The following is a 20,445-nucleotide window of genomic DNA, read 5'->3' as shown; positions in this document are numbered from 1 at the left end:
GTGGACTCCTGCTGACTGAGGGTGTGCCACAAGTCTGTTGGTTATAAGAATTACCTGCCATATTCTGCAGTCGCTATTACTTGCTCCTGAGTCTTTTCATTAGATGATTTCATCCAGCCCAGTAGTCGATTGGTTATTAGAAAGCCTTGAGCTAGACGCCAGCCTGTTCCATGTCGGGCGTTACTGCGGTGGCTGGCACGCCAGCACCCATGGCCTGGCGCGGGCCAGTTTCCACCTGATCGTCCAGGGCCACTGCTGGCTGCATATCGATGGCCAGGCCGAGGCCATTCGCCTGCAAGCGGGCGATGCGGTGTTCCTGCTGCGCGACTTCAACTATCGGCTGTCCAACGCCGAGGAGTGCGAGCTGGCCCAGCAGCAACCACGCCAGGTCATGCAACCGCTGGACAGTACAGCCACCGATGGCGTGGGCCTGGTGTGCGGCTTCTTTCATTTTCAGCCGGGCTTGTCGTCGCTGATCATCGAAGGCCTGGACGACTGGATCATCCTGCGCGCCGGCGACCCGGCGCTAAGCGCGGCGCGGGCGCTGTTCGAGCTGATCCTGGCCGAGTGCCAACGCCTGCCTGCGCCCTCCTCGGCCTTGCTCGAACGCTTGAGCCACTTGCTGTTCTTGTACGTGCTGCGCCAGCGGGTCAGTGACGACCAGGGCATCCGCGGCCTGGTCGCCCTGGCCCGCCACGGCAACTTTGCCAGCCTGCTCGAGCAGTTGATCGAACACCCCGAGCAGCCCTGGTCGCTGGAAAGCATGGCGGCCTGCACCGGGCTGTCGCGCTCGGCATTTTTCAAGCGTTTCAGCGAACTGGCCGGGCAATCGCCGGGGCAGGTATTGCTGGCCCTGCGCATGCGCCATGCCTGCCAGTTGCTCAAGGCCAACAACACCGTCGAGCAGGTGTGCGCAGCGGTGGGGTATCAGTCGATTGCCGCGTTTACCCGCGCCTTCAGCAAGGCCGTCGGCGTGCAGCCGGGGGCCTATCGGCGCCAACATGAGGGGCGCTGAGGCAAACAGCGTGCGGTAATCGAACACAAGCAGGCTAAGCGCCCTCAAGTCCGCCGCCGGCGACTCCGATAGCAGACCACCCACCGCCGTTGCCGCGGCAAAGCGTGGTGCTGATAACAACTCAAGGAGTACTGCCCGCATGTTCGCCGACCTGAAAATCCGCACCGGTATGTTCTGGGTGCTGTCGCTGTTCAGCCTGACCTTGCTGTTTTCCACCGTCAGCGCCTGGCGCGTGGCGGTGGGCAGCGACCAGCAGATCAGCGAACTGGACCAGACCGCGCACCAGTCGGATCGCCTGAACAACGCCTTGCTGATGGCGATCCGCGCCAGCGCCAATGTCTCTTCGGGCTTTATCGAACAGAGCGGCGGCCACAGCGACAGCGCCAACAAACGCTTGAAGCTCTCGCAAGAACTGCTGGGCAACAGCGCGCAACTGATCAGCGAGCTGGTCAGCAATGCCCAGGAGCCCACCTTTAAAGGCCTCGCCGTCGAGCTGCAAACCACCTTCGGCGACTACGCCAAGGCCGTGGCCGGCCAGCGTGAAGCGACCGGCAACAACGACCTGCAGCATTACTTCAGGGTCAACACCGACGCTGGCAACGCCATGGGCCGCTTGCAGGCGCTGCGCCAGCAACTGGTGGCGGCGTTGAACGAGCGCAGCCAGCAGATCATGCTCGAATCCGATCGACGTCTGAGCAGCGCCCAGGTGCTGAGCGTGGCGCTGGGGCTGCTGACCTTGCTGCTTGCCGCACTGTGCTGGAGCTTTATCGCCCAGCGCGTGCTGCGCCCGCTGCGTGAAGCCGGGCAGCACTTTCAGCGCATTGCCGGCGGTGACTTGAGCGTGCCGGTGGCGGTGCACAGCAGCAACGAGATCGGCCAGTTGTTCAGCGAACTGCAGCGCATGCAGCACAGCCAGCGCGACACCCTGGGGCAGATCAGCAGTTGCGCCACGCAACTGGCCGAAGCTGCCGGTGCGCTCAACGGCATCACCGAACAGAGCTCGCACAGCCTGCGCCAGCAGGACCAGGAGCTGGAACAGGCTGCCACCGCCGTCACTGAAATGACCACCGCGGTGGAAGAAGTAGCGCGCAATGCCGTGTCCACCTCCCAGGCCGCCAGCGCCTCGAATGACCTGGCCGAACAGAGCCGCCGCCAGGTCAGCGACAACCTCGACGGCACCCAGGCCATGGCCCGTGAAGTGCAAACCAGCAGCGAGCACCTGGAGCAACTGGCCGGGCAGATTCGCGATATCGGCCAGGTGCTGGAAGTGATCCGCTCGGTGTCCGAGCAAACCAACCTGCTGGCGCTCAATGCCGCCATCGAAGCGGCCCGTGCCGGTGAAGCCGGGCGTGGCTTTGCGGTGGTCGCCGATGAAGTACGCACCCTCGCCTACCGCACCCAGCAATCGACCCAGGAAATCGAGCAGATGATCGGCCGCGTGCAGCACGGCACCGAAGCGGCGGTGGCCTCGATGCATGCCAGCACCCAGCGGGCGCAATCAACCCTGGGCATCACCCAGGCCTCGGGACAGGTGCTGGAGGGGATCTACAGCGCCATTGGCGAGATCAACGAGCGCAACCTGGTGATTGCCAGCGCTGCCGAGGAACAGGCGCAGGTGGCGCGGGAAGTGGATCGCAACCTGCTGAACATTCGCGACCTGTCGACCCGCTCGGCGGCCGGGGCGCAGGAAACCCGCGAAGCCAGCCAGGCGCTGGCGGGGTTGGCCGGGCAGCTGACGGCGCTGGTGGCGCGGTTCAGGGTTTAGCGGGGAGCCTATCGCGGGGCAAGCCCGCTCCTACAGTGGGAGCGGGCTTGCCCCGCGATACATCTAGACTTCCACCAGAATCCTGAACCCACCAAAAATCATTCGCATGCCATCAAACGGCATCGGATTCTTGTCAGGCTGCATGCGCGGGTCTTGCATCATCTTCTGCATCCCGGCATCGCGCACCTCGCGCGACGGCCAGAGGATCCAGGAAAACACCACCGTCTCGTCGCCCTTGAGCTTCACAGCCATGGGGAACGAGGTGACCTTGCCATCCGGCACATCGTCGCCCCAGCATTCGATGACCTTCAAGGCACCGCACTCCTTGAACACTACGGCTGCTGCTTCGGCGTGCTTTTTAAACGTGTCGCGGTTGGCGGTGGGGACTGCGAGGACGAAACCGTCTACATAGGACATGGGGGCACTCCTGCACGTGGGGTATGTGCAGGATGGTCGATTGGGCCGGGGGTGGATCGACAGGCTTGCACGCAAGCCCGACCGATGGTCATCGCACCCTGTGGGAGCTGCTTGCCAGCGATGAGGCCGGCAGCCCCGGCTCAAAACCGCGTCGTCGCACTCACCCCGAAGGTACGCCGATCCCCGCGCGCATCCCAGGCAATATCAAACGGCAGCGGCACGCTGTCGGTCTTGTACTGCTTGTCGGTCAGGTTGTTCACGTAAGCAGTCAGGTCCAGGTCATAGCGCCCGCCCAGGTGATAGGTGGCACTGGCATTGCCCAAGGTATAGCCGCCCTGGGACACGCTGTGATCCTGCTGCGCCGTGGGCAGGAAGAAGATCCGGCTCTGGTAGCGCCAGTCCGTGCCCAGGCGCACTTCATCGCCATTTTCCAGCGGTATCCGGTAACTGCCGCCCACCGCCAGGGTCCGCGACGGCGAGCGGGCAATGCGGTTACCGGAGTAATCCACCCCACCCGACTCGAAGTCCTGCAATTCGGTATGCAGCAAGCCGAGCGAGCCATGCAGCTCCAGGTTGCTGAACGGCAAGGCCTGCAGCTCGAACTCGGCGCCGCGAATCACCCCCTGGCCGCTGTTGGTCAGCAGCGACACCACCTGCCCGTCGCGCACCGACACGGCGTTGACCTGGATGTCCGAGTAGTCGTAGTAAAAGACGTTGGCGTTGGCGATCAGGCGCTCGTCGAACCACTCGCTCTTGACCCCCAGTTCATAGGCATCGACGTTCTCCGGCGCCACCACCGAGGCCTCGGCCTGCACCTGTGCACCGCCGCTGAAACCACCGGAGCGAAAGCCCTTGGCATAACGAAAATACACCCGCGCGTTGTCGTTGAGCTGGTACTCGGGGGTGAAGTCGTAGGTGAGCTTGTTCCAGGTGCGCTTTTCGTCCTGTTCAACGCGGGTCACCAGGTCGCCGCTGTAGTGCTTCCACCAGTCGCGTTCGCTGCTGTAGCTGACCGCGTCGGCATCCGGCGCTGCGACGCGGTGCAGGTCGATGTCCTTGGTTTCGCGGGTCCAGCGCAGGCCGGCGGTGAGGCTCAGGTTGTCAGTGGCCTGCCAGGTGCTGCTGCCGAAAATCGCGAAACTGTCGGTGCGCTGGTCGATATCGGTACGGCCATAATCGGCCACGCCAAAGGCCTGGTTGTAGGACTTGGGCAACAGGCCGTTGTCGTTGCGGCTGTCGAGCTGCTCATGGAACAGATGGGTGCCGACGATCCAGCTGAGCGGCTGGTTCTTCGCCGAAGACAAACGCAACTCCTGAGACACCTGCTTCCAGCGGTCATCGTTAAAACCGCGGCCGAACTCGTAGATGCTCATGTTCGGGCTTTCAGCTTTTTCGTGAATATCGTCGAAGGCGGTGATCGAATCCAGTTGCAGGTCGCCCAGGTCCCACTTCAACGCCAACTGCACACCGTTGTGCTCGATGCGGTCTTCGGCCTTGCCGGTAAATGCGGCCTCATCGGTATCCGGCTTGGGTGCCGGGCCAAACAGCGTGCTGCCGCCCGGCCCCGCCCCCCAGGCGCGGGTGGCAATGCCCTGGCCTGTGTAGTCGCGGCCATGCAATTGCAGGGTGGCCTGCAGGTCGTCGTTGATCTGCGCCAGCAACTGCAGGCGCAGGGCCTGGTCGTGGATATCGCCGACGGTGTGGCCATCGACCTGGTTCTCCAGTTGGCCATCGGCGCTCTGGTCGACAAACGCCACCCGTGCGGCCAGCTTGTTGTCGATCAGCGTATCGCCATAGGCACCTTCGTACAGGCGCGAATTGTAGTTGCCCAGGTCGAGCTTGAAGTAACCGTTGGCTTTCTCGAAATCCGGCTTGCGCGAAACGAAGTTGATCGCCCCGCCGGTGGTGTTCTTGCCCCACAGCGTGCCCTGCGGCCCGCGCAGCACCTCGACGCGCTCCATGTCGTAGAGCGGAAAACCGGTGGCTACGTGAGGGTCGATATACACGTCATCGGTGTAGATGCCCACCGGGTAAACCGTGGTCGAGGCCATGTCCCCCGAGCCCATGCCACGAATGTACCAGCGCGGCCGCTGGTGCCCGGCAAACTCCGGGGCGATGGCGTTGGGCACGTTCTGCAACGCCTTGCCGGCACTGAAACCGCCGCCGCTGTCGGCGATCTGTCTGGCGCTGACCACAGAAATGGCCGAGGGCACGTCCTGCACCGACTCTTCGCGCTTTTGCGCGGTGACGGTAACGGTGGGCAGGGCTTCGGGGGCTGGCTCGGCGGCGAAGCCGGGGAGCGTGGGCAAGGCAGCGGCGATGGCCAGTAACAGGGGCACGCGGGCGAAGGGAGCGGTCATGAACGTCAATGTTCCACAAAGGGGAAAGAGACGGGGGGCTTCGCAATGGTTGTGCCAGGTGGGTAGTTGGTTGATTTTTATAGTTTATTTGGCCGTAGCATGAGGGAAGTGCTGCGGGGTCAGCAGCGATGCAGCATGGGTTGCTTGAGTACCAGCAATTATTCACTGATAGTAGTCGATAGGGTCAGTAGCGAGCCGACAGAATCTTGAGTTTCTTGCTTTACACCTCGAAACTGATAACCAATAACATTCTATCAACAAGGTCGTGGCTCCCGAGTTAATTTCAAACAAGCACCCTGCACTGTAGCGCAATTCAACATTATTCACGGATTATTTTCGACTGAGATAGCCGGACTACTGTCCGGCCAAATAAGAAATCATTAAGCACATGCTAAAATGGAAGCGACGAGAGGCAGTGGATACTGTGGTTCACCTTGTCGAACTCTCAGGATCCATGCCTCAGACAGCGCCGAAGATATAGTGGCCTCGGAGAGATTATTGAAGGCATCCGCGTCATATTTTGCGGCTATTGCATCGCTGCTCTGACCACAGAAAAATAGGCATGCTGCAAAAACCCTCTGCAACACCAATACCGCTGTGTGCCCCCGACAAAATCTAGAGCAAACATCTACATCAGTGGCATTGACGATTGAGTCCGACTCTTCCACAGCATTTAAAAATCTGTTTCTAAACACATCATCCGAGGGCTCAAACTTCAAAACAATGCCCGCATCATTAAACTCAATGTTTTGCCACTTTAACAATCCACCCGGATATCCTGCACACCTTAAATCCTTGGCAGCAACTGTTAGAGACGCAACTAACCTTATGGCAGAAGGGAAATACCTTACAAACATATCGATAGCTTCATTTTTTTGCGCGGAAGCCGTTAAGTATCGAAAGCCTTCACAAAGCATAGATGAACTTAAAAAATAATTTTCAATTGAATGCCCCAAACTCCAAGATAGATTCCCATCAACCTCATGCTCTAACAACTCATCGACAATAGAGTCACCAACTACAAACCGCCTAAATTCGCGATCGCAAAAAAAGAACAGTTTCTTATGAGTACCTTTACCTTTACAGCATGAATGAACCTTCTCAATCTTCGCTCTATTGTTTGTGCGAGTCTCATCGCAGTCACCGACTAGTTCCACTGCAGTATCCACTCTAAATCTCAAGCCTGGAGCAGCGACTTTTATTAAATTATGCACATGAGAGCGATCATCTTTCCCCTCAACCAACACTCTAATCTTTGAACTCATTTTTGTCATTGTTAAGTATTGAGCGAGATCATATTTGAGCTCCATCAGATCAGCTCCTCGTCCTCATCAACTGAATCGACACCGGACGCGTATTTTGAAGAAAGTATTGGCACTACTTCAATCATGCAGTCTTGATAACTGGAAGCGATTGCAGGAGAGTGCGTACAAACTATAATTTGACGATTCCCAAGCTGATCCATCATCTTCTCCAGCAGCTCTTCCTGCCAATCAATATGCAAAGAAAGCTCAGGCTCATCAATCAAAACTAAAGTATCAGCACTCATCTTGGTCACAGCATAAAGCATCGTAAGCAGCTGACGCTCACCCGATGACATAACTCGAATACTACTCCATGATCCGTCAGGAAACTGAAGACCTACGCGTGGAATTCGTCGATGAGTATCAGGAACGTAGCGAAGAGTTTTCTGCTCTAAGAAATTATTAACAGCCGCAAAATATTTATCCAGCTCTTCAAATATAGACTCTTGAAAACTTCTTCGTTCTCTCAGAGCATCCCTATACACTACTAACGCCCCCGTAGCAGAGCTTGCTAGATCACGAGACGCTCGACTAGCCCCTACTAACTGCTGCAGTTGGGCGTAAGCATTGGAGGGCCCCTCATAGTTAACCAACTTATTAACTGCCGACTCAGTAGTAAGCTCTGAAATCTCTCTCAAGAGGTCTTCCGCATGCAAATCAGAACTAGTACCATCCTGCAAAATTGCGGAGAACACTTTAACAAAAGAATTAGAAAATACGGAACTTTCATACTGGGCGATTTTCAGCTGCGCCTCTCTAATCTCTTCCTTTACATTACTCTCGATACTCAACGGTGAAGGGTAGTTAATTTCCGGCAAAAATTTACCAAACAACCCTCGAGCAAAAGAGGTCACCTTCTTAACAGATATCCTCTTTACAGCTATACCACGAAACCGCCGCATCTCCTCATCAACTTGACTAGACCAAGCCTCTAGCATCGCCCTGAATGCAGGAAAATAAGAATTGTTAATTTCGGGAACATTATTACCCTCCAAGAACCCCCTCATCAGGCTTGTCAACTCAGTTCTTGGCTCTCGCCCCTCCCACTTTTCCTCATCAACTACCGCGAACGATTTAAATGCATCAGACTCTAAGAACTCAAAGAAACTCCCACGCCCCTCAGAGTCAAAGTACTTTACCTCCAACACCGCCGGCTCAGCGCCATGCCGAAGAATTTCAATTTTGCACCGATTAGAATATTCAACGAGCACCTCATCAAAACTCAAATATGCAAATCGTAAAAAATCACGATTAGCTATGTTAGCAATAATATGAATAAGGGTAGACTTCCCAGTCCCATTATGCCCATGCAGAACATTCAAAGTTTTGTTGAAACTGACGTCCAAATCATATCTCTGATGAATCCCCTTCAGAGAAACCCTTTTAATATAAACAACATCAAAATCCATACAATATCCCTATCAGTCATTTAAGCCCATTATAACCGCACCAAGATTAACCTGCAGTGATTATAAAATCGTAAGAAGCCTTCTACGCAACGCACCTAAAACCCTCTCCTTTAGCAACGCAATACTAAACCAGCCCCTCCAACGTAAATATCTGCTGCATGTTAGCCGACTAAAGGGTGTGTTATGCCATCTACCATGTATCAACCCTATATACATCACTTGCATCACTCCCGCCACTCAGGATCTTGCTTCCTAGCAATTCTCCCGCTAACCTTCCCCCCAGTCGCTGTAAATCCAGCGACACAGGTTTGGTCACCTGTGAGAAATCAAGGCGCACAAGCGCCCCATCCGATTCAGCCGGCGCTTTTTTCATGCCTGTTGTTTCGAGTTATGGCGGCTGTGCGTGGGGCGCATTCGTGCGCGCCGGGTTCCTTGATTCCCGGTTGACCAACCTGCGTACAGTCGCCACCCATCGTTTGGTCACGGTTTGTGGCGGCTCCGATTTACCAATCAAGGAGCACAACAATGACAAAGCCCGTCCCCGACCCACCCCTCGTCACCAAAACCGCCACCACCTTCGGCTCCTGCAACGGCAGCCACGCCCCTCTGTTCGCCGTGCGCACAGGCGCTTCAGCCGAAGACGCCCTGGTGCATGCCACCGTTCTGCTCAAAAGCGCCTACCAGACCAACGCCCAGGCCTGTGAAAAGGTCGACCCTGACGTGCGCGGCCTGCTCTGGGCTACTCAGCACTCGCTGGAAATGAGCATTGCGCTGGTCGAAGCTTGCCTGGACGAAGTCGAGGCTCACGCCATGACTGCAGCCTTGCAGCGGCGTGTTGCGCAGATGGATCAAGCTGCGCTGAAGTGAAGACTGCAGGCTAACCCCGGGCCGCCGACGCGGCCCACCGAGCTCATGCTCATCCGCTGAAAATTCATCTTGAGCAAACCCGGCTAGGCGCAGCCACGCGGGTATAGTCGATTCTATGCCGACCGTACTTCCAAGAGCCTGAAGCCGTGCCCGACCTGCCGCCCAACGCCGCCTACACCCTGCGCTTCAGCGCTGTACTGGCCTACATCGACGCCAACCTCGAGGGTGATCTGTCGGTAAAAAACCTGAGCCAGGTGGCGAACTTTTCGGTGTTTCACTTTCACCGCCAATTCACGGCGTACGTCGGCGTGCCGGTTTCGCGTTATGTGCAGTTGATGCGCTTGCGCCAGGCGGCGCACCGGTTGGCGGCCAATGCAGATCTTTCGGTACTGGAGGCCGCCCTCGCGGCAGGTTTTGAAAGCCCCGAGGCATTCAGCCGGGCGTTTCGGCGGGCGCTGGGGATGTCGCCGAGCGGCTTTCGCCGGCAGCCGAACTGGCAGGCCTGGAATGCGGTGTTCGCTATCCCTCACTTTTCCAGGAGCATCATCATGCAGGTACGTATTGTCGAGTTTGCGCAAACCCGGGTCGCGGCGCTGGAGCACTGCGGGCCGCCCGCGCAGGTCAGCCAGAGCGTGAACCGGTTCATTGCCTGGCGCATGGCCAGCGGGCAGTCGCCGGTGGCGTCGAGCCGTACTTTTGGCATCCCCTATGGCAACCCCGATACCACGCCGGCGGAGGATTTTCGTTTCGCCATTTGTGGCGAGATCGACGAGGCGGTGGCGGCGAATGAAGCCGGCGTGCACGAACGACTGATTGCTGGCGGGCGCTATGCCGTGGTGCGGCATGTGGGTTCGCCCGACCATATTGGTGAATCCATCTATCCGATCTATCGCGACTGGTTGCCGGACAGTGGTGAGGAGCTGCGCGATCAGCCGCTGTTTTTTCATTACCTGAGCGTGTATCCAGAGACGCCGCAGGCGCAGTGGCAGACGGATATCTACGTGCCGTTACGCTAGAGAGGTGTATCGGGGCCTGTGGGAGCGGGCCTTGCCCCGCGATCGAGCGCGAAGCGGTCGTAACTCAGGCGCCGCCTTATGTGCTGGCTGGGCTGGCCTGATCGCGGGGCAAGCCCGCTCCTGCAATGGATTTGCAAACCCCGGCTTACCAACCGCTGAGGTCGATCACAGTGCCCACATCCGCACCCGTGCAAACTCCAGGTCCACGCTCACGCACTCACGCCCATCCACCCATTCGTCCTCACGAAGACGGCGCCCGGTAGTGGTTTCCCGCTCACCATTAGCGATCACCAGCACAAACAACCGGGTCGGGCACTCGAACGAGCGCAACCGGTCGACATCAGCACGGACCGACCAATCGCCTTCCAGGCACTTGGCTTGCGATACATCGCCCAGGCATTTGATTTCAGCAACCATCGCCGGGGCGCCACTGGCATCCAGCGCGTACAGGTCCGCTTTACGCCGCTCGCCTATCGGCAGCTCTGTCCAGATTTCAATGTTCTGTTCAAACCAGGCGTGCAGGCTGATTTCGGCCTGTATCCAGTGTTCGCGGCAGCTGTTCAGTTGCACGACTTGCTCAAGTTTCTTTTCCATTTTGCGAAAAGCGTGCTCGAACAAGGCGAGCCATTGCGGTGTGTTCATTGAGTACTTCCTGTATCCGCCGACTGGATCGCGGGGCAAGCCCGCTCCTACATGAAAACCAGCGACTAGCTAGCCGCAACGCTGATTCGCGCTTACTATAAGCCCAACTCGTATTACCGCGGCTGCTGAACCCGGTACTCACGAGGAAATGATCATGCACAGAACCCGCGCCTGGAGACGCTCCCAGGCCCGCAAAAACGGCAAGAGCAAAGCGCCAGACCCGCTGCTGTTCAAGCCTGAAAAGAACTGGAAGCTGCTCTACACCCGTGGCGACAAGTTGCTACGGGCACGCCAGCTCGGCCTGAGCTATCCCGTTCGCTCCACCCGCCAACTGTTGGATCAAGAGTGACTAACCTCCTGTTCGTCTGCAGCCGCAACCAGTGGCGCAGCCCTACCGCAGAAGCGCTCTGGCGCCGCCGCCCAGGCTTCGATGCCCGGTCGGCGGGCACCAGCCCGAATGCGCGCAAACCCATCGGCCCGGCGGACATTCGCTGGGCCGATGTGATTTTCGTCATGGAACGCAAGCACCACAATCGTCTGCAGGCGCAGTACGCGCGGCTGCTTGAACACAAGCCGCTCCATACCCTGGATATTCTCGACGATTTTCAGTACATGGACCCGGAGCTGGTGGCCTTGCTCGAAGACAGCGTCGGGGCTTTTCTAGCCGCCCAGGGTTGATGTACAAACGCTGGCAAGCGCAGCGTAACTGCACTAGCAATGCGGCGATCGCGCTACGATTCACCGACACCCACCGGACGTGCCAGCCTATGCCCGTTGACCTCCAAGCGCTGTACCCGAAACTGATCCACCTGATGCTGGACACGGTCTTCGTGGTCGACAGGGATCACCAGATTGTCTTTGTCAGTGATGCCTGCGAGGCGCTGCTGGGTTACCGCGCTGGCGAGCTGACCGGCACGCCGATCACCGACTACATTCATCCGCACGACCTTGCGGTTACAAAGGCCTCCATTGTCCGGGTCATGAACGGCCAATCCCACGTCGATTTTCGTAACCGCTACATCCGCAAGGATGGCGGCATCGTGCACATCCTCTGGGCGGCGTTCTGGTCCGAGGAGGTGGGTGCGCGCATCGGTGTGGCGCGGGACGTGACAGCGCTGCACGAGGCCGAAGCGGAGTTACGCTTTTTGGCCCATCATGATCCGTTGACGGCGCTGAGCAATCGCGCGCTGTTCAATGATCGGCTGGAGTCGGCCGTGCGCACGGCGCAGTGCCAGCAAAGCGCACTGGCGTTGCTGTTTCTCGACGTCAATGATTTCAAGGGGATCAATGATGTTCATGGGCATGCCATGGGTGACCGCATCCTCTGCATGATTGCCCGGCGCCTTGAAGACTGTGTGCGCGAGGCTGGCACGGTGGCGCGGATTGGTGGCGATGAATTCACCGTGCTGTTGCCGGGTATCGCGTCGCAGGAAGCCGTCTACGCCAAGGTGGGGCAGATTCTCGCGGCCATGGCCGAGCCGCTGGGTGCCGAGTTCGGCGCTGTCTCGATGCCGTCGTGCAGTGTCGGCGTAGCCTTTTACCCTCAGGACGCGGAGAATGCCGATACCCTGCTCAGCCATGCCGATGGCGATATGTACCGGATCAAGAAGCACCGCGCCGCGCAGCGGGTAGCTCTCAAGCAATTACCAGTCGAGTGACAACGTGAACCGTCAAAAGAAAATCAAGCAGCTGTTAAAGGCCCACGCGAAAAAGGCCAGCGCCAAACTGGCGCCCAAGAGCAAGCCTAAATACATCAGCAAGGCTGACCGGTTGAAACTGGAAGCTGAGGCCAGCGAAGCTATTGTCACGCCTTCAGAGTGAGAGCTGCGTATCCCGAAGCATAGGCAACGACTACTGCTACAGACTCAAGCATCAAGCTCAGCAATCGCCTCTGCCCGGGTCGTAACCTGACGAAAGTGATGCTTCCACAAACTGATGCCCAACTGCCCCGAGCGGTCCAGCGATGAGCCCACCGTAAGGTCGGTCACCAACGTCGGCGAGAGCCCGGCATCGAACAGCGCAAAGCCGGCGGCGAGTACGCAGGTTTCGGTCTGGATGCCGCACACCAGCACGCGCTCGACACCGAGCTGCCTGATGTACTCGATGGTTTCAGCGGTCTGCCCGTAACCGTGCTTGATAAACACTTTATCGGCCTCGACCAGGCTTTCGTCTTCGGCCGCAGGGTGCCAGCCGAGTTGCTGTTCAAACGGCGTCACCTGCTCATCGTGCAACTCGACCGAGGCAATCGTCAGGATCCGTTCTGACAACGCCCGCACGCCATCGACCAGCCACTCGGGCGGGCTGAAGGTGGACTGGACATCTACGATAAGCAAAACCTGGCGCATAACGTTCTCTTGAGCATCAATCAATGGCGCGGAGTATATCGTCCTGCAACGGCTGTTCGCCTGCCCAATGACCGCGCGCTTTCAGGCTTGCCGATAAAAACTGCAGCGCGCGCTGAAAGACCGGATGGCAATCGGCAAGGGGCAAATGCTCGAGCGCAGCCCAGAAGAATTCGAACCTGTGGCCGTGGTCGTCAAGCGTCTGATGCGTCCATTGCTCCGGCAAAGGTCCGCTCGCCTGGCACAGGTGGAACGACCAGACCTGCCCCAGATGCCCGGCGTCCCAACAGCCAAGATCATCGGCAAGGGTCGCGGCATTGATGCCAGACTCTTCGGCCAGTTCCCGCAGCGCTGCCTGGCCCGCCGTTTCGCCTTGTTCAATCGTGCCCTTTACTAGCTGCACACCCGCCAGCGGATGACGAAACAAGAGGATTCTGGGGTTCGGGGTGGCGGCAACAACCACGGCGCAGGCCTTGTTGGGGAGCATGGCGATATCCTTGTCGGCAAAGAGGGCTGCGCATCATACGCCAGCGCTTTAGCCGCGCAGCCATAGAACTTTTCTCTGTTTACCGGTCTATTGGGATACGTTCAATCGTCATTCAGAGGTTGTCTTCGCTCATGAAACTCCATGCCCCACGGATGCTGCTCGCTGCCCTGTTCGCACTCGCGGCAGCGGGCTCGGCATCAGCCACTCAGATGAAGACGTCCACCCCGCTGCTGGCCCCCGAAGCCCGCGCTGTGCAACCTGCACCAAGCCCCTGGCCGAGCCTGGCGAGCATGACCGAGCAACAGCCTGGGCCATTGCTGGCCCATGACGACCGCTACCGCGATGACCACCGCTGGCACGACCGCAGGGATGATTGGCGCCGGGAAAACTGGCGCAGAGAACAATGGCGCAGGGAGCAAGCCCGACGCGAGGCCGAGCGCCATCGTTATTGGGAGCGCCACCATGACCGGGCCATGCGTTACCGTTACGAGGACGACCGCCGCTACTATCGTCGTTAGGGCTGCTCGGCGACCTCGACGTAGCTCGACTCCCCGCCCCCGCTCGCCCCCGACAACCAGCCCCAGACGAAACTCAGCGTGGTCCGCCCGGCATCGTCAACGCCTATCGTGCCACGCGACCAGCCGGACAGCAGCTCGCCCTCGGTGGTCAGGCAGTGAAACAGCAACTCGATGGTATCGGCGCCCGTGGCACGTCCGACTTGATGCCCCACACGAATCCGGCCGCCCTGGTAGGTGCTCGAAATGGCAGTACCTTCAACCTGATAGTGGAACAGCGTACCTGTGCCGGAGAGCCCTTGGGCATTGTTGGCGACGGCGAAGCGGCGATTGTGCAAACGCTCGCTGATGTGAGCGAAGTGGCTGTGCATTGAGGTGTCGTCCTTGGGTTCAGAGACTGCAGTGCAGCGTGCGCTGATCCTAACCCACTGCGCCGCAAAGTGCTGGTCTTGGCGCACGCCGACGGCAGCGCGTTGGTCGCATCCCGGGGCAGGCCGGCCCCTGCACACTAAAGCTTTGAAATCCACCGCCGATATCCCTGAACACGTATGGAAACCACGGGTACCGACCATGAACCCAATCAACGCAGGACTGCGCATTGCCCCTGCATACGCCGCCCCCCAGGCGACACCGGCCAACGCTGTCAGCAGTCGCACCGATCAGCTCGCGACGCCGCCCAGTACCTCCGTCAACCTGGGCCAAAGCCCTCGTAGCGAAGATGCAGCGACTTATTCGTCGCGCGGGACCCTCGCGGTGCCGTTGCGCTATGTGCTGGAAAACGACAACCTGAACAAGCTGAGCATGAACATGATGGTGGGTGTTCAGGCCAGCGCTATCGGTTCGCGCTTCCACGGGCTCGGCGCAGCCTTGGTAAATCAACTGGTAGCCAACGGCGGCCAGTCGTTTACGCAATCGGTGTTCGCCTTCGCCGACGGCGCCCAGCCAAGCGCCGAAGCACTCAAGGTGCAGAGCAACAACCTGCGCCAGCACCCGGCCAATGCGGTAAACCTGAGCTTGACCACCGCTTCCGGTGCCACCGTGAACCTGTCCCTGGCCAGCAATGAGCAAGGCCTGGCGGTCAGCGCCGAAGTACAGGGCGGCCAGCTCAGCAGCGATGAGCTCAAGGGCCTGGCGTCGCTGGCCGAAAGTTTCCAGGGCGCCATCAACGGCCTGAGCGAGCAACCACCACGCCTGCAACTGGGCAAGCTGGCCACGCTCGACTCGACCCTGTTCAGCGCGCTGCAGATGAACGCCAAGCTGGACACGGTAAATGGCCAGCAGCTGACGTTCGACCTGACCCTGGATGACAGCGCACGCAAGCTCAGCCTGCAGGGCCCGGCCGGTAACGTACAACTGAACCTCGATACCCGCGACACTTCGCTGCTGGGTAAAAGCGCCCAGCGCCAGGCGGCGATCAGTAATTACCTGAGCCAGTTCGATGCGGCGCAGAGCCGCGGCAAAGGCGACGAGAACCTGGTGGGCCTGCTCAAGGACGCCTTCGTTCAGCTCAACAGCGCCGACGATATCGCCAGGCCAGCGACCGGCAGCATCCCGCTGCTGGCAGCCAAAGACACCGCCCTGCTCAGTGGCCTGGCCGACTTCAGCGCCTCGATCAGCCAGACCAGCCAGCAGCCCAACCCGCTGCGCCCCACCGAGCTGGATCGCTTCGACTACAAAGTGTCCCAGTCAACCACGATCAGTGGTGCATCGCCGGCGAACCGCGCGGTGCAACAGGATCAGCAAGCGAACCTGTCGGCCGCCTACCACACCAGCCTCAACCCGCAGATGGCGCTGGTCGACGCCCTGGCGACGCAGAACTACCGTTACCACGAGATCAGCGACCAATCGAGCACCAGCACGCGCTTGCGCTACGACAAAAACAGCCTGGTCGAAGCCAGCGTCAGCCAACAGGCCAGTCGCAATGAACGTGTGCGCTCTTACGCCGATGGCGTGCTGCAAAGCGACGTGAGCACACCGGCGTCGGTCTCCGAATCACGCAACCTGCTTGGCCTGCTCACTGACCTGTTCGAACGCGAGCGCATCTCCCAGCGTGACCGCGGCGTATCGATCCTGGAGGCACAGCTGCAGTCGCAACGCAGCCAGTGGCAGTTGCAGTCCGATCCGGCGCTGATCCGCCCGCAGGATCCCCAGCAATAGCCGTGACATTACTGGCCTCATCGCCGGCAAAACCGGCTCCCACAATGGATCTGTGCACCCCGGACCAGTGGGAGCGGGCTCGACCCGCGATCGAGTGCACAGCGCTCGCCATACAGCCGGCACACGCTTTATCCTTGCGCCTCTTTGCCCAATGGCCTTCGGAGTTGCAATGTACATTGATGTACCCCGCCGCCTGGTGTTCTTCGATAAAAGCGACAGTATTCGCCCCGCCTGCCTGACCCAGTACGATCCGGACACCGGTGCATTGACCCACCCCGTCGGTACCCAGGCCGACGACAGGGTTTGCGACATCTCCCACGATGGCCGGCGCATGGCCCTGCAAGGCACCGATTGGCGGGTGGTGCGTGGCGCCAGTCGCTCGCGCCTGAGCTTTCTTGAAGATCGCACGGCGCTGCATGAAACCGACAGGTTCCTGGCGTACTGGTCGCACCTGGACCCCAGCGGCCGGTACGCGCTGGTCGGGGTCGGCAACGATAAAAAGCGCCCGGTGGTCATCGACCTGGACAGCGGCGAATGCAGCGAACCGATCGCCCGTAATGTCGATGCCCGGTTTGGTTGCATCGACCCCGTGCAAGGCAAACTCTGGGCACCCGATGAGCGGGCCAGCAACAGTGTGCTGACGGTTGATTGCGCCAGTGGCGAGATCAACAAGATCACCCTGGTGCTGGACGCCAAGGTCAGAAGCCTGCGCTTTTCCCGTGATGGTCAATACCTGTTTGTCACCGGTGAAAACAACCGCCTGCTGTGCTGCGATCGCAACGGCGCGACATTGTGGTCCAGGGACATCGACGAATATGGTCAGGTAGGCGCCGGGACAATCCTGTTCAATGAATCCGCTACTCACCTGTGCCTGCCGATCTCGGCGACGCAGCGTTCGAATTGGGGTGAAGACATCATCCTTGCGGCTGACAGCGGCCAGATCGAAACCACGGTTGTACGCCACAAAGGCCCACCCGGCCGGCTCGCCGCTGACTGGTTTGGCGATCAATTGCTGACCCACCGTCTGGAGGTCGTGGACTTTTTCAGCGGTGCAGTCGTCGATGTGCTTGATCTGACCAGCCCCCTCTCCCCGGATAGCCCCATTTGAGAACGCCCAGCATGCTTGTATTGCCAAAGGGAGAGCGCCACGGGATACGAGTATCCCCGCGCTGGCCGTCCTCTGAAGTAGCCATCGATGAAGAAACTTTCCATAAATTGATTGAGGCCCAATCAACGCTGCCACCCGACATTGAGCTGTTGCTGGTGCGTGGGTATGAAAACAAAAACAGCCATCTGGGTTCGTTCAGAACACTCTCACGCTGGCTGGGCATCAAGGTGTTCTGCGCCTGCTACCCCGGTCGCAAGGATGAAGTCGGCGAGATATTTGGCGCCAATGGACATGACGTGGATGGCTCACATGTCGATGTCTCCATTGTGTTAAAGGGAAAAAGGCTGCGCTTTCTGCCCTTTGGCGTCTTTACCTCGCTGACTCGCCAGCGCGCACGCGCAGCGCACTACCTGGTGATTATCGACAGGGTCAAAGACGCATTGAAACAATGCGGCTTTGACATCCATCGAAACGAAACAGAGAGCATGCAGATCCATTGCGACTGCAAACCTCAGAAGTCGTAACGCACATTCATCATCACATTGCGCGGCGGCCCGTAGTGCCCGTAGCTGCCGGAAAACCCGGCGTAGTACTTCTCGTCCAGCAAGTTGTTGAGGTTGAGGGTGGTAGAAAGATGATCGCTGAGCCGGTAGCGCGCCATCAGGTTGAACACCGCGTAGTCATCCTGGCTGACGCGACTGTTGTAGCGGCTGAAGTACAGCGAGTTGCTGGAGTTCCAGCTGGCGCCGCCGCCGAGGGTCAGGCGCTGCCATTGGCCGGGTAACTGGTAGGTGGTCCACAACCGGAAAGTGTCCAGCGGCAGCTGGCTGGTCAGGCGCTGGCCTTCGGCGTCTTCGGTGCGCGAGTGGCTAAAGCCCGCTTGCAGCTCCCAGCCCGGGGCGAGCTCACCGGCCAGTTCCAGGTCAACGCCCTTGGTCTTGGCCCCGCTGACCGCGCGGTAGGCGTCCTGGTCGGTGCCCGGCACGGTGTAGCCGGCATCCAGCTCGGCGACGTTATCGCGCTTGATCACGTAGGCGGCGACGTTGGCGTTGAGGCGGCCGTCGTAGAACTCGCCCTTCCAGCCCAGTTCATAGTTTTTGCCGACCACCGGCTCCAGCACCTTGCCGCTGCGGTCCTGGCTCGACTGTGGCTTGAAGATATCGGTGTAGCTGACATAGATCGACTGCTCGGGCGTCAGGTCATAGACCACCCCGGCGTAGGGCGTGACTTCGCCGCGTTCGGTCATGCTGTAGTCCAGCACGTAACCGGAAGCCAGGCTCTTGGAATAGTAGTGATAGCGGTAGTTGCTGGCCCGGGCGCCGAGGATCAGGTGCAGGCTGTCGCTGAGGTTGAAGCGCCCGGCGACGAAGTAGCCGCTCTGGCGGGTGTCGACGTCGTAGTCCAGCGCCGGGGCGAAGCTGTCCTTGTCGGGCTTGGGCAGTTCGTTGTTCCAGGTATTGAAGTCGACGATGGCCGAACGCCCGCTGGTGGCGTAGTGGTGGTTGACGTAGTCGAGGTAGTTGGCGCCGACGATCAGTTCATGGGTTTGCCCGAACAGCTCGAATGGCCCCTGCAAGGTGGCATCGACGGCTTTCTGGTGCTGGGTGGCTTCGGACCAGCCCTGGCTGATGGTGGCATTGCCCTCGGGGGTGATGTACGACATACCGGTGGAGCTCTGGTAGGAGCCGCTACGGGTGTCGCGATCGACATCCATGAAGGTACCCGCGACCTTCAACTGCCAGTCGTTGGCCAGCTGCTGTTCGAGCGCCAGGCTGTAGTTGTTGGTGTCGAAGCGATCTGACGCCCAGCGCGCGCCGGAACTGGCATCACGGGAGAAATCCGTTGGCTGGCCGTTGCTGAACAGGATCGGCACCCCCTGGCCGCCGGTGGGCCGGTAGCGCTGGTGGTCGATGCTCAGGCGCACCAGGGTGGTGTCGCTGAGGTCGGCTTCGAGCGCTGTGTAAAGAATGTCGCGGTCCTGCTGGTACCAGTCCATGAACGTGTCGTTGAGCTGCTTGGCCGCCACCATGCGCCCACGCAGGTTGCCGGTCGGGGTCAGCGGACCGGAGACGTCTGCTTCCAGGCGCTTGAAATCCCACGACCCGATGCCGCCTTGCACATAACCCTGAAACTCGCGGGTCGGGCGCTTGCGGATCACGTTGACCACGCCGCTGGGGTCGCCCGCCCCGGTCATCAGCCCGGTGGCACCGCGCACCACCTCTACCCGGTCGTAGATGGCCATGTCCAGCAGGGTGCTGGGCATGGTGCGGGTCTGGTTTTCCTGGTAGGTGGTGACGCCGTCGAACTGATAGGTGTTGATGGCACTGCCGCGCGAGTAGATGTTGAAGCGCTCGCCGCCGTCCTGGGACATGGTCACGCCGGGGGTCTGGTTGAGCACATCGGACATGTTGCGCAGCTGCTGGTCGTCCATGCGCTGGCGGGTAACGACACTGATCGATTGCGGTGTTTCGCGGATCGACAGGTTCATCTTGGTTGCCGTGCTGGTCGAGCCGCTGGTGTAGGAGCCCGTGCCTTCGGTGGTGGCGCCCAGGCCGGCGGCGCTGACACTGGTCGCTCCCAGCTCAAGGGCACCGGCATCCGCGGCGCGGGGTATCAACCGGTAACGTCCCTGGCCCATGACCACAGGTTGCAGGCCGGTGCCGGCCAGCACTTGCGCCAGTGCCTGGTCGACGGCGAACTGGCCGCGCAGCCCGGGGCTGTGCAGGCCGTTGGACACCTGCGAGTCCACCGCGACCATCACCCCGGCCTGCTGGCCAAACTGGCCGAGCACGCTGTCCAGGCTCCCCGGGGCGATGTCATAACTGCGCACACCGGCCTGCTCCGCGCTCGCCTGGGCAGCCATTACGGTTGGGTTGAAGGTGACCAGGGTAACACCCAGCATCAGGGCGCGAACGGCAGTGGCAAGGGGGGTAAGGCGACAACGCATCGAGACAGTCCTTGGAGAGCAGAGGTGGGCATGGCGCTGGCTGTTCAGCGCTTTCCCTTGTCTTGATGCGCGAAGCAAGAAAACCTGCCAACGC

At 59.7% G+C, this 20,445-nt stretch carries 21 protein-coding genes; 12 read left to right on the top strand and 9 right to left on the bottom strand.

The genetic code is table 11. The annotated features are described in order from the left end of the window. The first annotated feature begins 103 nt into the window (after positions 1 to 103). Entirely contained in the window at positions 104 to 1,015 is a 912-nt protein-coding gene (locus JYG36_RS11460) for an AraC family transcriptional regulator (protein ID WP_213604003.1), read from the top strand. Positions 1,016 to 1,154: 139 nt separating this feature from the next. Continuing rightward, positions 1,155 to 2,780: a methyl-accepting chemotaxis protein gene (locus tag JYG36_RS11455; RefSeq protein WP_213604002.1), complete on the top strand. Its 1,626-nt coding sequence runs from the start codon at positions 1,155 to 1,157 to the stop codon at positions 2,778 to 2,780. 63 nt (positions 2,781 to 2,843) lie between these two features. Here JYG36_RS11455 and JYG36_RS11450 read toward each other — a convergent pair whose 3' ends face one another. The 4 genes from JYG36_RS11450 to JYG36_RS11435 form a co-directional block, all read right to left on the bottom strand. Next, complete coding sequence (locus JYG36_RS11450) at positions 2,844 to 3,197, bottom strand: DUF1428 domain-containing protein (protein ID WP_213604001.1); 354 nt, start codon at positions 3,195 to 3,197, stop codon at positions 2,844 to 2,846. Between the two features lie 140 nt (positions 3,198 to 3,337). Then, positions 3,338 to 5,557 (bottom strand): TonB-dependent receptor, encoded by a 2,220-nt coding sequence (locus JYG36_RS11445; RefSeq protein WP_213604000.1) that lies wholly within the window; start codon positions 5,555 to 5,557, stop codon positions 3,338 to 3,340. A 380-nt stretch (positions 5,558 to 5,937) separates the two neighbouring features. Next, positions 5,938 to 6,867 carry a DUF4435 domain-containing protein gene (locus JYG36_RS11440; protein ID WP_213603999.1) on the bottom strand — a complete coding sequence of 310 codons (930 nt, stop codon included), beginning with the start codon at positions 6,865 to 6,867 and terminating at the stop codon, positions 5,938 to 5,940. Continuing rightward, positions 6,867 to 8,270 carry an AAA family ATPase gene (locus tag JYG36_RS11435; RefSeq protein WP_213603998.1) on the bottom strand — a complete coding sequence of 468 codons (1,404 nt, stop codon included), beginning with the start codon at positions 8,268 to 8,270 and terminating at the stop codon, positions 6,867 to 6,869. The genes JYG36_RS11440 and JYG36_RS11435 overlap by 1 nt, the downstream gene beginning before the upstream one ends. Before the next feature lie 525 nt (positions 8,271 to 8,795). On the opposite strand from JYG36_RS11435, the gene JYG36_RS11430 reads away from it, so the two are divergent. Both JYG36_RS11430 and JYG36_RS11425 read left to right on the top strand, forming a co-directional pair. Next, a complete protein-coding gene (locus JYG36_RS11430) occupies positions 8,796 to 9,137 on the top strand; it encodes a DUF6124 family protein (protein WP_123566275.1) in 342 nt (113 codons plus the stop codon). Between the two features lie 146 nt (positions 9,138 to 9,283). Beyond that, positions 9,284 to 10,153 (top strand): AraC family transcriptional regulator, encoded by an 870-nt coding sequence (locus tag JYG36_RS11425; protein WP_213603996.1) that lies wholly within the window; start codon positions 9,284 to 9,286, stop codon positions 10,151 to 10,153. A gap of 165 nt (positions 10,154 to 10,318) precedes the next feature. Here JYG36_RS11425 and JYG36_RS11420 read toward each other — a convergent pair whose 3' ends face one another. After that, positions 10,319 to 10,795 carry a hypothetical protein gene (locus JYG36_RS11420; protein ID WP_093381455.1) on the bottom strand — a complete coding sequence of 159 codons (477 nt, stop codon included), beginning with the start codon at positions 10,793 to 10,795 and terminating at the stop codon, positions 10,319 to 10,321. A 154-nt stretch (positions 10,796 to 10,949) separates the two neighbouring features. On the opposite strand from JYG36_RS11420, the gene JYG36_RS11415 reads away from it, so the two are divergent. The 4 genes from JYG36_RS11415 to JYG36_RS11400 all read left to right on the top strand — a co-directional run bounded on the left by JYG36_RS11415 (position 10,950) and on the right by JYG36_RS11400 (position 12,616). Then, complete coding sequence (locus JYG36_RS11415; RefSeq protein ID WP_176794245.1) at positions 10,950 to 11,144, top strand: hypothetical protein; 195 nt, start codon at positions 10,950 to 10,952, stop codon at positions 11,142 to 11,144. After that, positions 11,141 to 11,473, top strand: coding sequence for a low molecular weight protein tyrosine phosphatase family protein (locus JYG36_RS11410; RefSeq protein ID WP_213603994.1), 333 nt, complete (start codon positions 11,141 to 11,143; stop codon positions 11,471 to 11,473). Before JYG36_RS11415 ends, JYG36_RS11410 begins: the two co-directional genes overlap by 4 nt. Before the next feature lie 89 nt (positions 11,474 to 11,562). Beyond that, a complete protein-coding gene (locus JYG36_RS11405; RefSeq protein WP_045194143.1) occupies positions 11,563 to 12,453 on the top strand; it encodes a sensor domain-containing diguanylate cyclase in 891 nt (296 codons plus the stop codon). 4 nt (positions 12,454 to 12,457) lie between these two features. Then, complete coding sequence (locus JYG36_RS11400; protein WP_082075383.1) at positions 12,458 to 12,616, top strand: DUF2986 domain-containing protein; 159 nt, start codon at positions 12,458 to 12,460, stop codon at positions 12,614 to 12,616. A gap of 44 nt (positions 12,617 to 12,660) precedes the next feature. Here the strand turns inward: JYG36_RS11400 and JYG36_RS11395 are convergent, their stop codons facing one another. Further along, positions 12,661 to 13,140: an isochorismatase family protein gene (locus tag JYG36_RS11395; protein WP_213603992.1), complete on the bottom strand. Its 480-nt coding sequence runs from the start codon at positions 13,138 to 13,140 to the stop codon at positions 12,661 to 12,663. A gap of 16 nt (positions 13,141 to 13,156) precedes the next feature. Then, the gene (locus tag JYG36_RS11390) at positions 13,157 to 13,624 is read right to left on the bottom strand and encodes an NUDIX hydrolase (RefSeq protein ID WP_093381448.1); all 468 of its coding nucleotides are present in this window, start codon (positions 13,622 to 13,624) and stop codon (positions 13,157 to 13,159) included. A 131-nt stretch (positions 13,625 to 13,755) separates the two neighbouring features. On the opposite strand from JYG36_RS11390, the gene JYG36_RS11385 reads away from it, so the two are divergent. Continuing rightward, complete coding sequence (locus JYG36_RS11385) at positions 13,756 to 14,142, top strand: hypothetical protein (protein ID WP_123566267.1); 387 nt, start codon at positions 13,756 to 13,758, stop codon at positions 14,140 to 14,142. On the opposite strand, the gene JYG36_RS11380 is transcribed toward JYG36_RS11385, so the two are convergent. Then, on the bottom strand, positions 14,139 to 14,510 hold the full coding sequence (locus JYG36_RS11380; protein WP_213603991.1) for an avidin-fold protein: 372 nt from the start codon (positions 14,508 to 14,510) through the stop codon (positions 14,139 to 14,141). The two genes, JYG36_RS11385 and JYG36_RS11380, sit on opposite strands and share 4 nt — an antisense overlap. A gap of 199 nt (positions 14,511 to 14,709) precedes the next feature. Here JYG36_RS11380 and JYG36_RS11375 point away from each other — a divergent pair, with 199 nt between their 5' ends. The 3 genes from JYG36_RS11375 (at position 14,710) to JYG36_RS11365 (ending at position 17,928) form a co-directional block, all read left to right on the top strand. After that, positions 14,710 to 16,296, top strand: a complete 1,587-nt coding sequence (locus tag JYG36_RS11375; RefSeq protein WP_213603988.1) for a hypothetical protein — start codon at positions 14,710 to 14,712, stop codon at positions 16,294 to 16,296. 169 nt (positions 16,297 to 16,465) lie between these two features. After that, positions 16,466 to 17,404: a YncE family protein gene (locus JYG36_RS11370; RefSeq protein WP_213603986.1), complete on the top strand. Its 939-nt coding sequence runs from the start codon at positions 16,466 to 16,468 to the stop codon at positions 17,402 to 17,404. An 11-nt stretch (positions 17,405 to 17,415) separates the two neighbouring features. Continuing rightward, positions 17,416 to 17,928: a hypothetical protein gene (locus JYG36_RS11365; RefSeq protein ID WP_249744424.1), complete on the top strand. Its 513-nt coding sequence runs from the start codon at positions 17,416 to 17,418 to the stop codon at positions 17,926 to 17,928. Here the strand turns inward: JYG36_RS11365 and JYG36_RS11360 are convergent. Next, positions 17,916 to 20,351: a TonB-dependent siderophore receptor gene (locus JYG36_RS11360; protein ID WP_093381437.1), complete on the bottom strand. Its 2,436-nt coding sequence runs from the start codon at positions 20,349 to 20,351 to the stop codon at positions 17,916 to 17,918. The two genes, JYG36_RS11365 and JYG36_RS11360, sit on opposite strands and share 13 nt — an antisense overlap. Positions 20,352 to 20,445: the final 94 nt, after the last annotated feature.

Source organism: Pseudomonas sp. SORT22, assembly GCF_018417635.1.
In the GTDB taxonomy this organism is placed as follows: domain Bacteria; phylum Pseudomonadota; class Gammaproteobacteria; order Pseudomonadales; family Pseudomonadaceae; genus Aquipseudomonas.
The sequence above is the reverse complement of the archived record's forward strand: the minus strand, read 5'-3'. Positions and strand labels throughout refer to the sequence as shown.

Coding starts and splice junctions, on each gene's coding strand:
- JYG36_RS11360 (WP_093381437.1), bottom strand. CDS start 20,351: ATGCGTTGTCGCCTTACCCCCCTTGCCACTGCCGTTCGCGCCCTGATG.
- JYG36_RS11375 (WP_213603988.1), top strand. CDS start 14,710: ATGAACCCAATCAACGCAGGACTGCGCATTGCCCCTGCATACGCCGCC.
- JYG36_RS11435 (WP_213603998.1), bottom strand. CDS start 8,270: ATGGATTTTGATGTTGTTTATATTAAAAGGGTTTCTCTGAAGGGGATT.
- JYG36_RS11385 (WP_123566267.1), top strand. CDS start 13,756: ATGAAACTCCATGCCCCACGGATGCTGCTCGCTGCCCTGTTCGCACTC.
- JYG36_RS11440 (WP_213603999.1), bottom strand. CDS start 6,867: ATGGAGCTCAAATATGATCTCGCTCAATACTTAACAATGACAAAAATG.
- JYG36_RS11445 (WP_213604000.1), bottom strand. CDS start 5,557: ATGACCGCTCCCTTCGCCCGCGTGCCCCTGTTACTGGCCATCGCCGCT.
- JYG36_RS11380 (WP_213603991.1), bottom strand. CDS start 14,510: ATGCACAGCCACTTCGCTCACATCAGCGAGCGTTTGCACAATCGCCGC.
- JYG36_RS11430 (WP_123566275.1), top strand. CDS start 8,796: ATGACAAAGCCCGTCCCCGACCCACCCCTCGTCACCAAAACCGCCACC.
- JYG36_RS11460 (WP_213604003.1), top strand. CDS start 104: ATGATTTCATCCAGCCCAGTAGTCGATTGGTTATTAGAAAGCCTTGAG.
- JYG36_RS11390 (WP_093381448.1), bottom strand. CDS start 13,624: ATGCTCCCCAACAAGGCCTGCGCCGTGGTTGTTGCCGCCACCCCGAAC.
- JYG36_RS11450 (WP_213604001.1), bottom strand. CDS start 3,197: ATGTCCTATGTAGACGGTTTCGTCCTCGCAGTCCCCACCGCCAACCGC.
- JYG36_RS11455 (WP_213604002.1), top strand. CDS start 1,155: ATGTTCGCCGACCTGAAAATCCGCACCGGTATGTTCTGGGTGCTGTCG.
- JYG36_RS11405 (WP_045194143.1), top strand. CDS start 11,563: ATGCCCGTTGACCTCCAAGCGCTGTACCCGAAACTGATCCACCTGATG.
- JYG36_RS11370 (WP_213603986.1), top strand. CDS start 16,466: ATGTACATTGATGTACCCCGCCGCCTGGTGTTCTTCGATAAAAGCGAC.
- JYG36_RS11415 (WP_176794245.1), top strand. CDS start 10,950: ATGCACAGAACCCGCGCCTGGAGACGCTCCCAGGCCCGCAAAAACGGC.
- JYG36_RS11395 (WP_213603992.1), bottom strand. CDS start 13,140: ATGCGCCAGGTTTTGCTTATCGTAGATGTCCAGTCCACCTTCAGCCCG.
- JYG36_RS11420 (WP_093381455.1), bottom strand. CDS start 10,795: ATGAACACACCGCAATGGCTCGCCTTGTTCGAGCACGCTTTTCGCAAA.
- JYG36_RS11365 (WP_249744424.1), top strand. CDS start 17,416: ATGCTTGTATTGCCAAAGGGAGAGCGCCACGGGATACGAGTATCCCCG.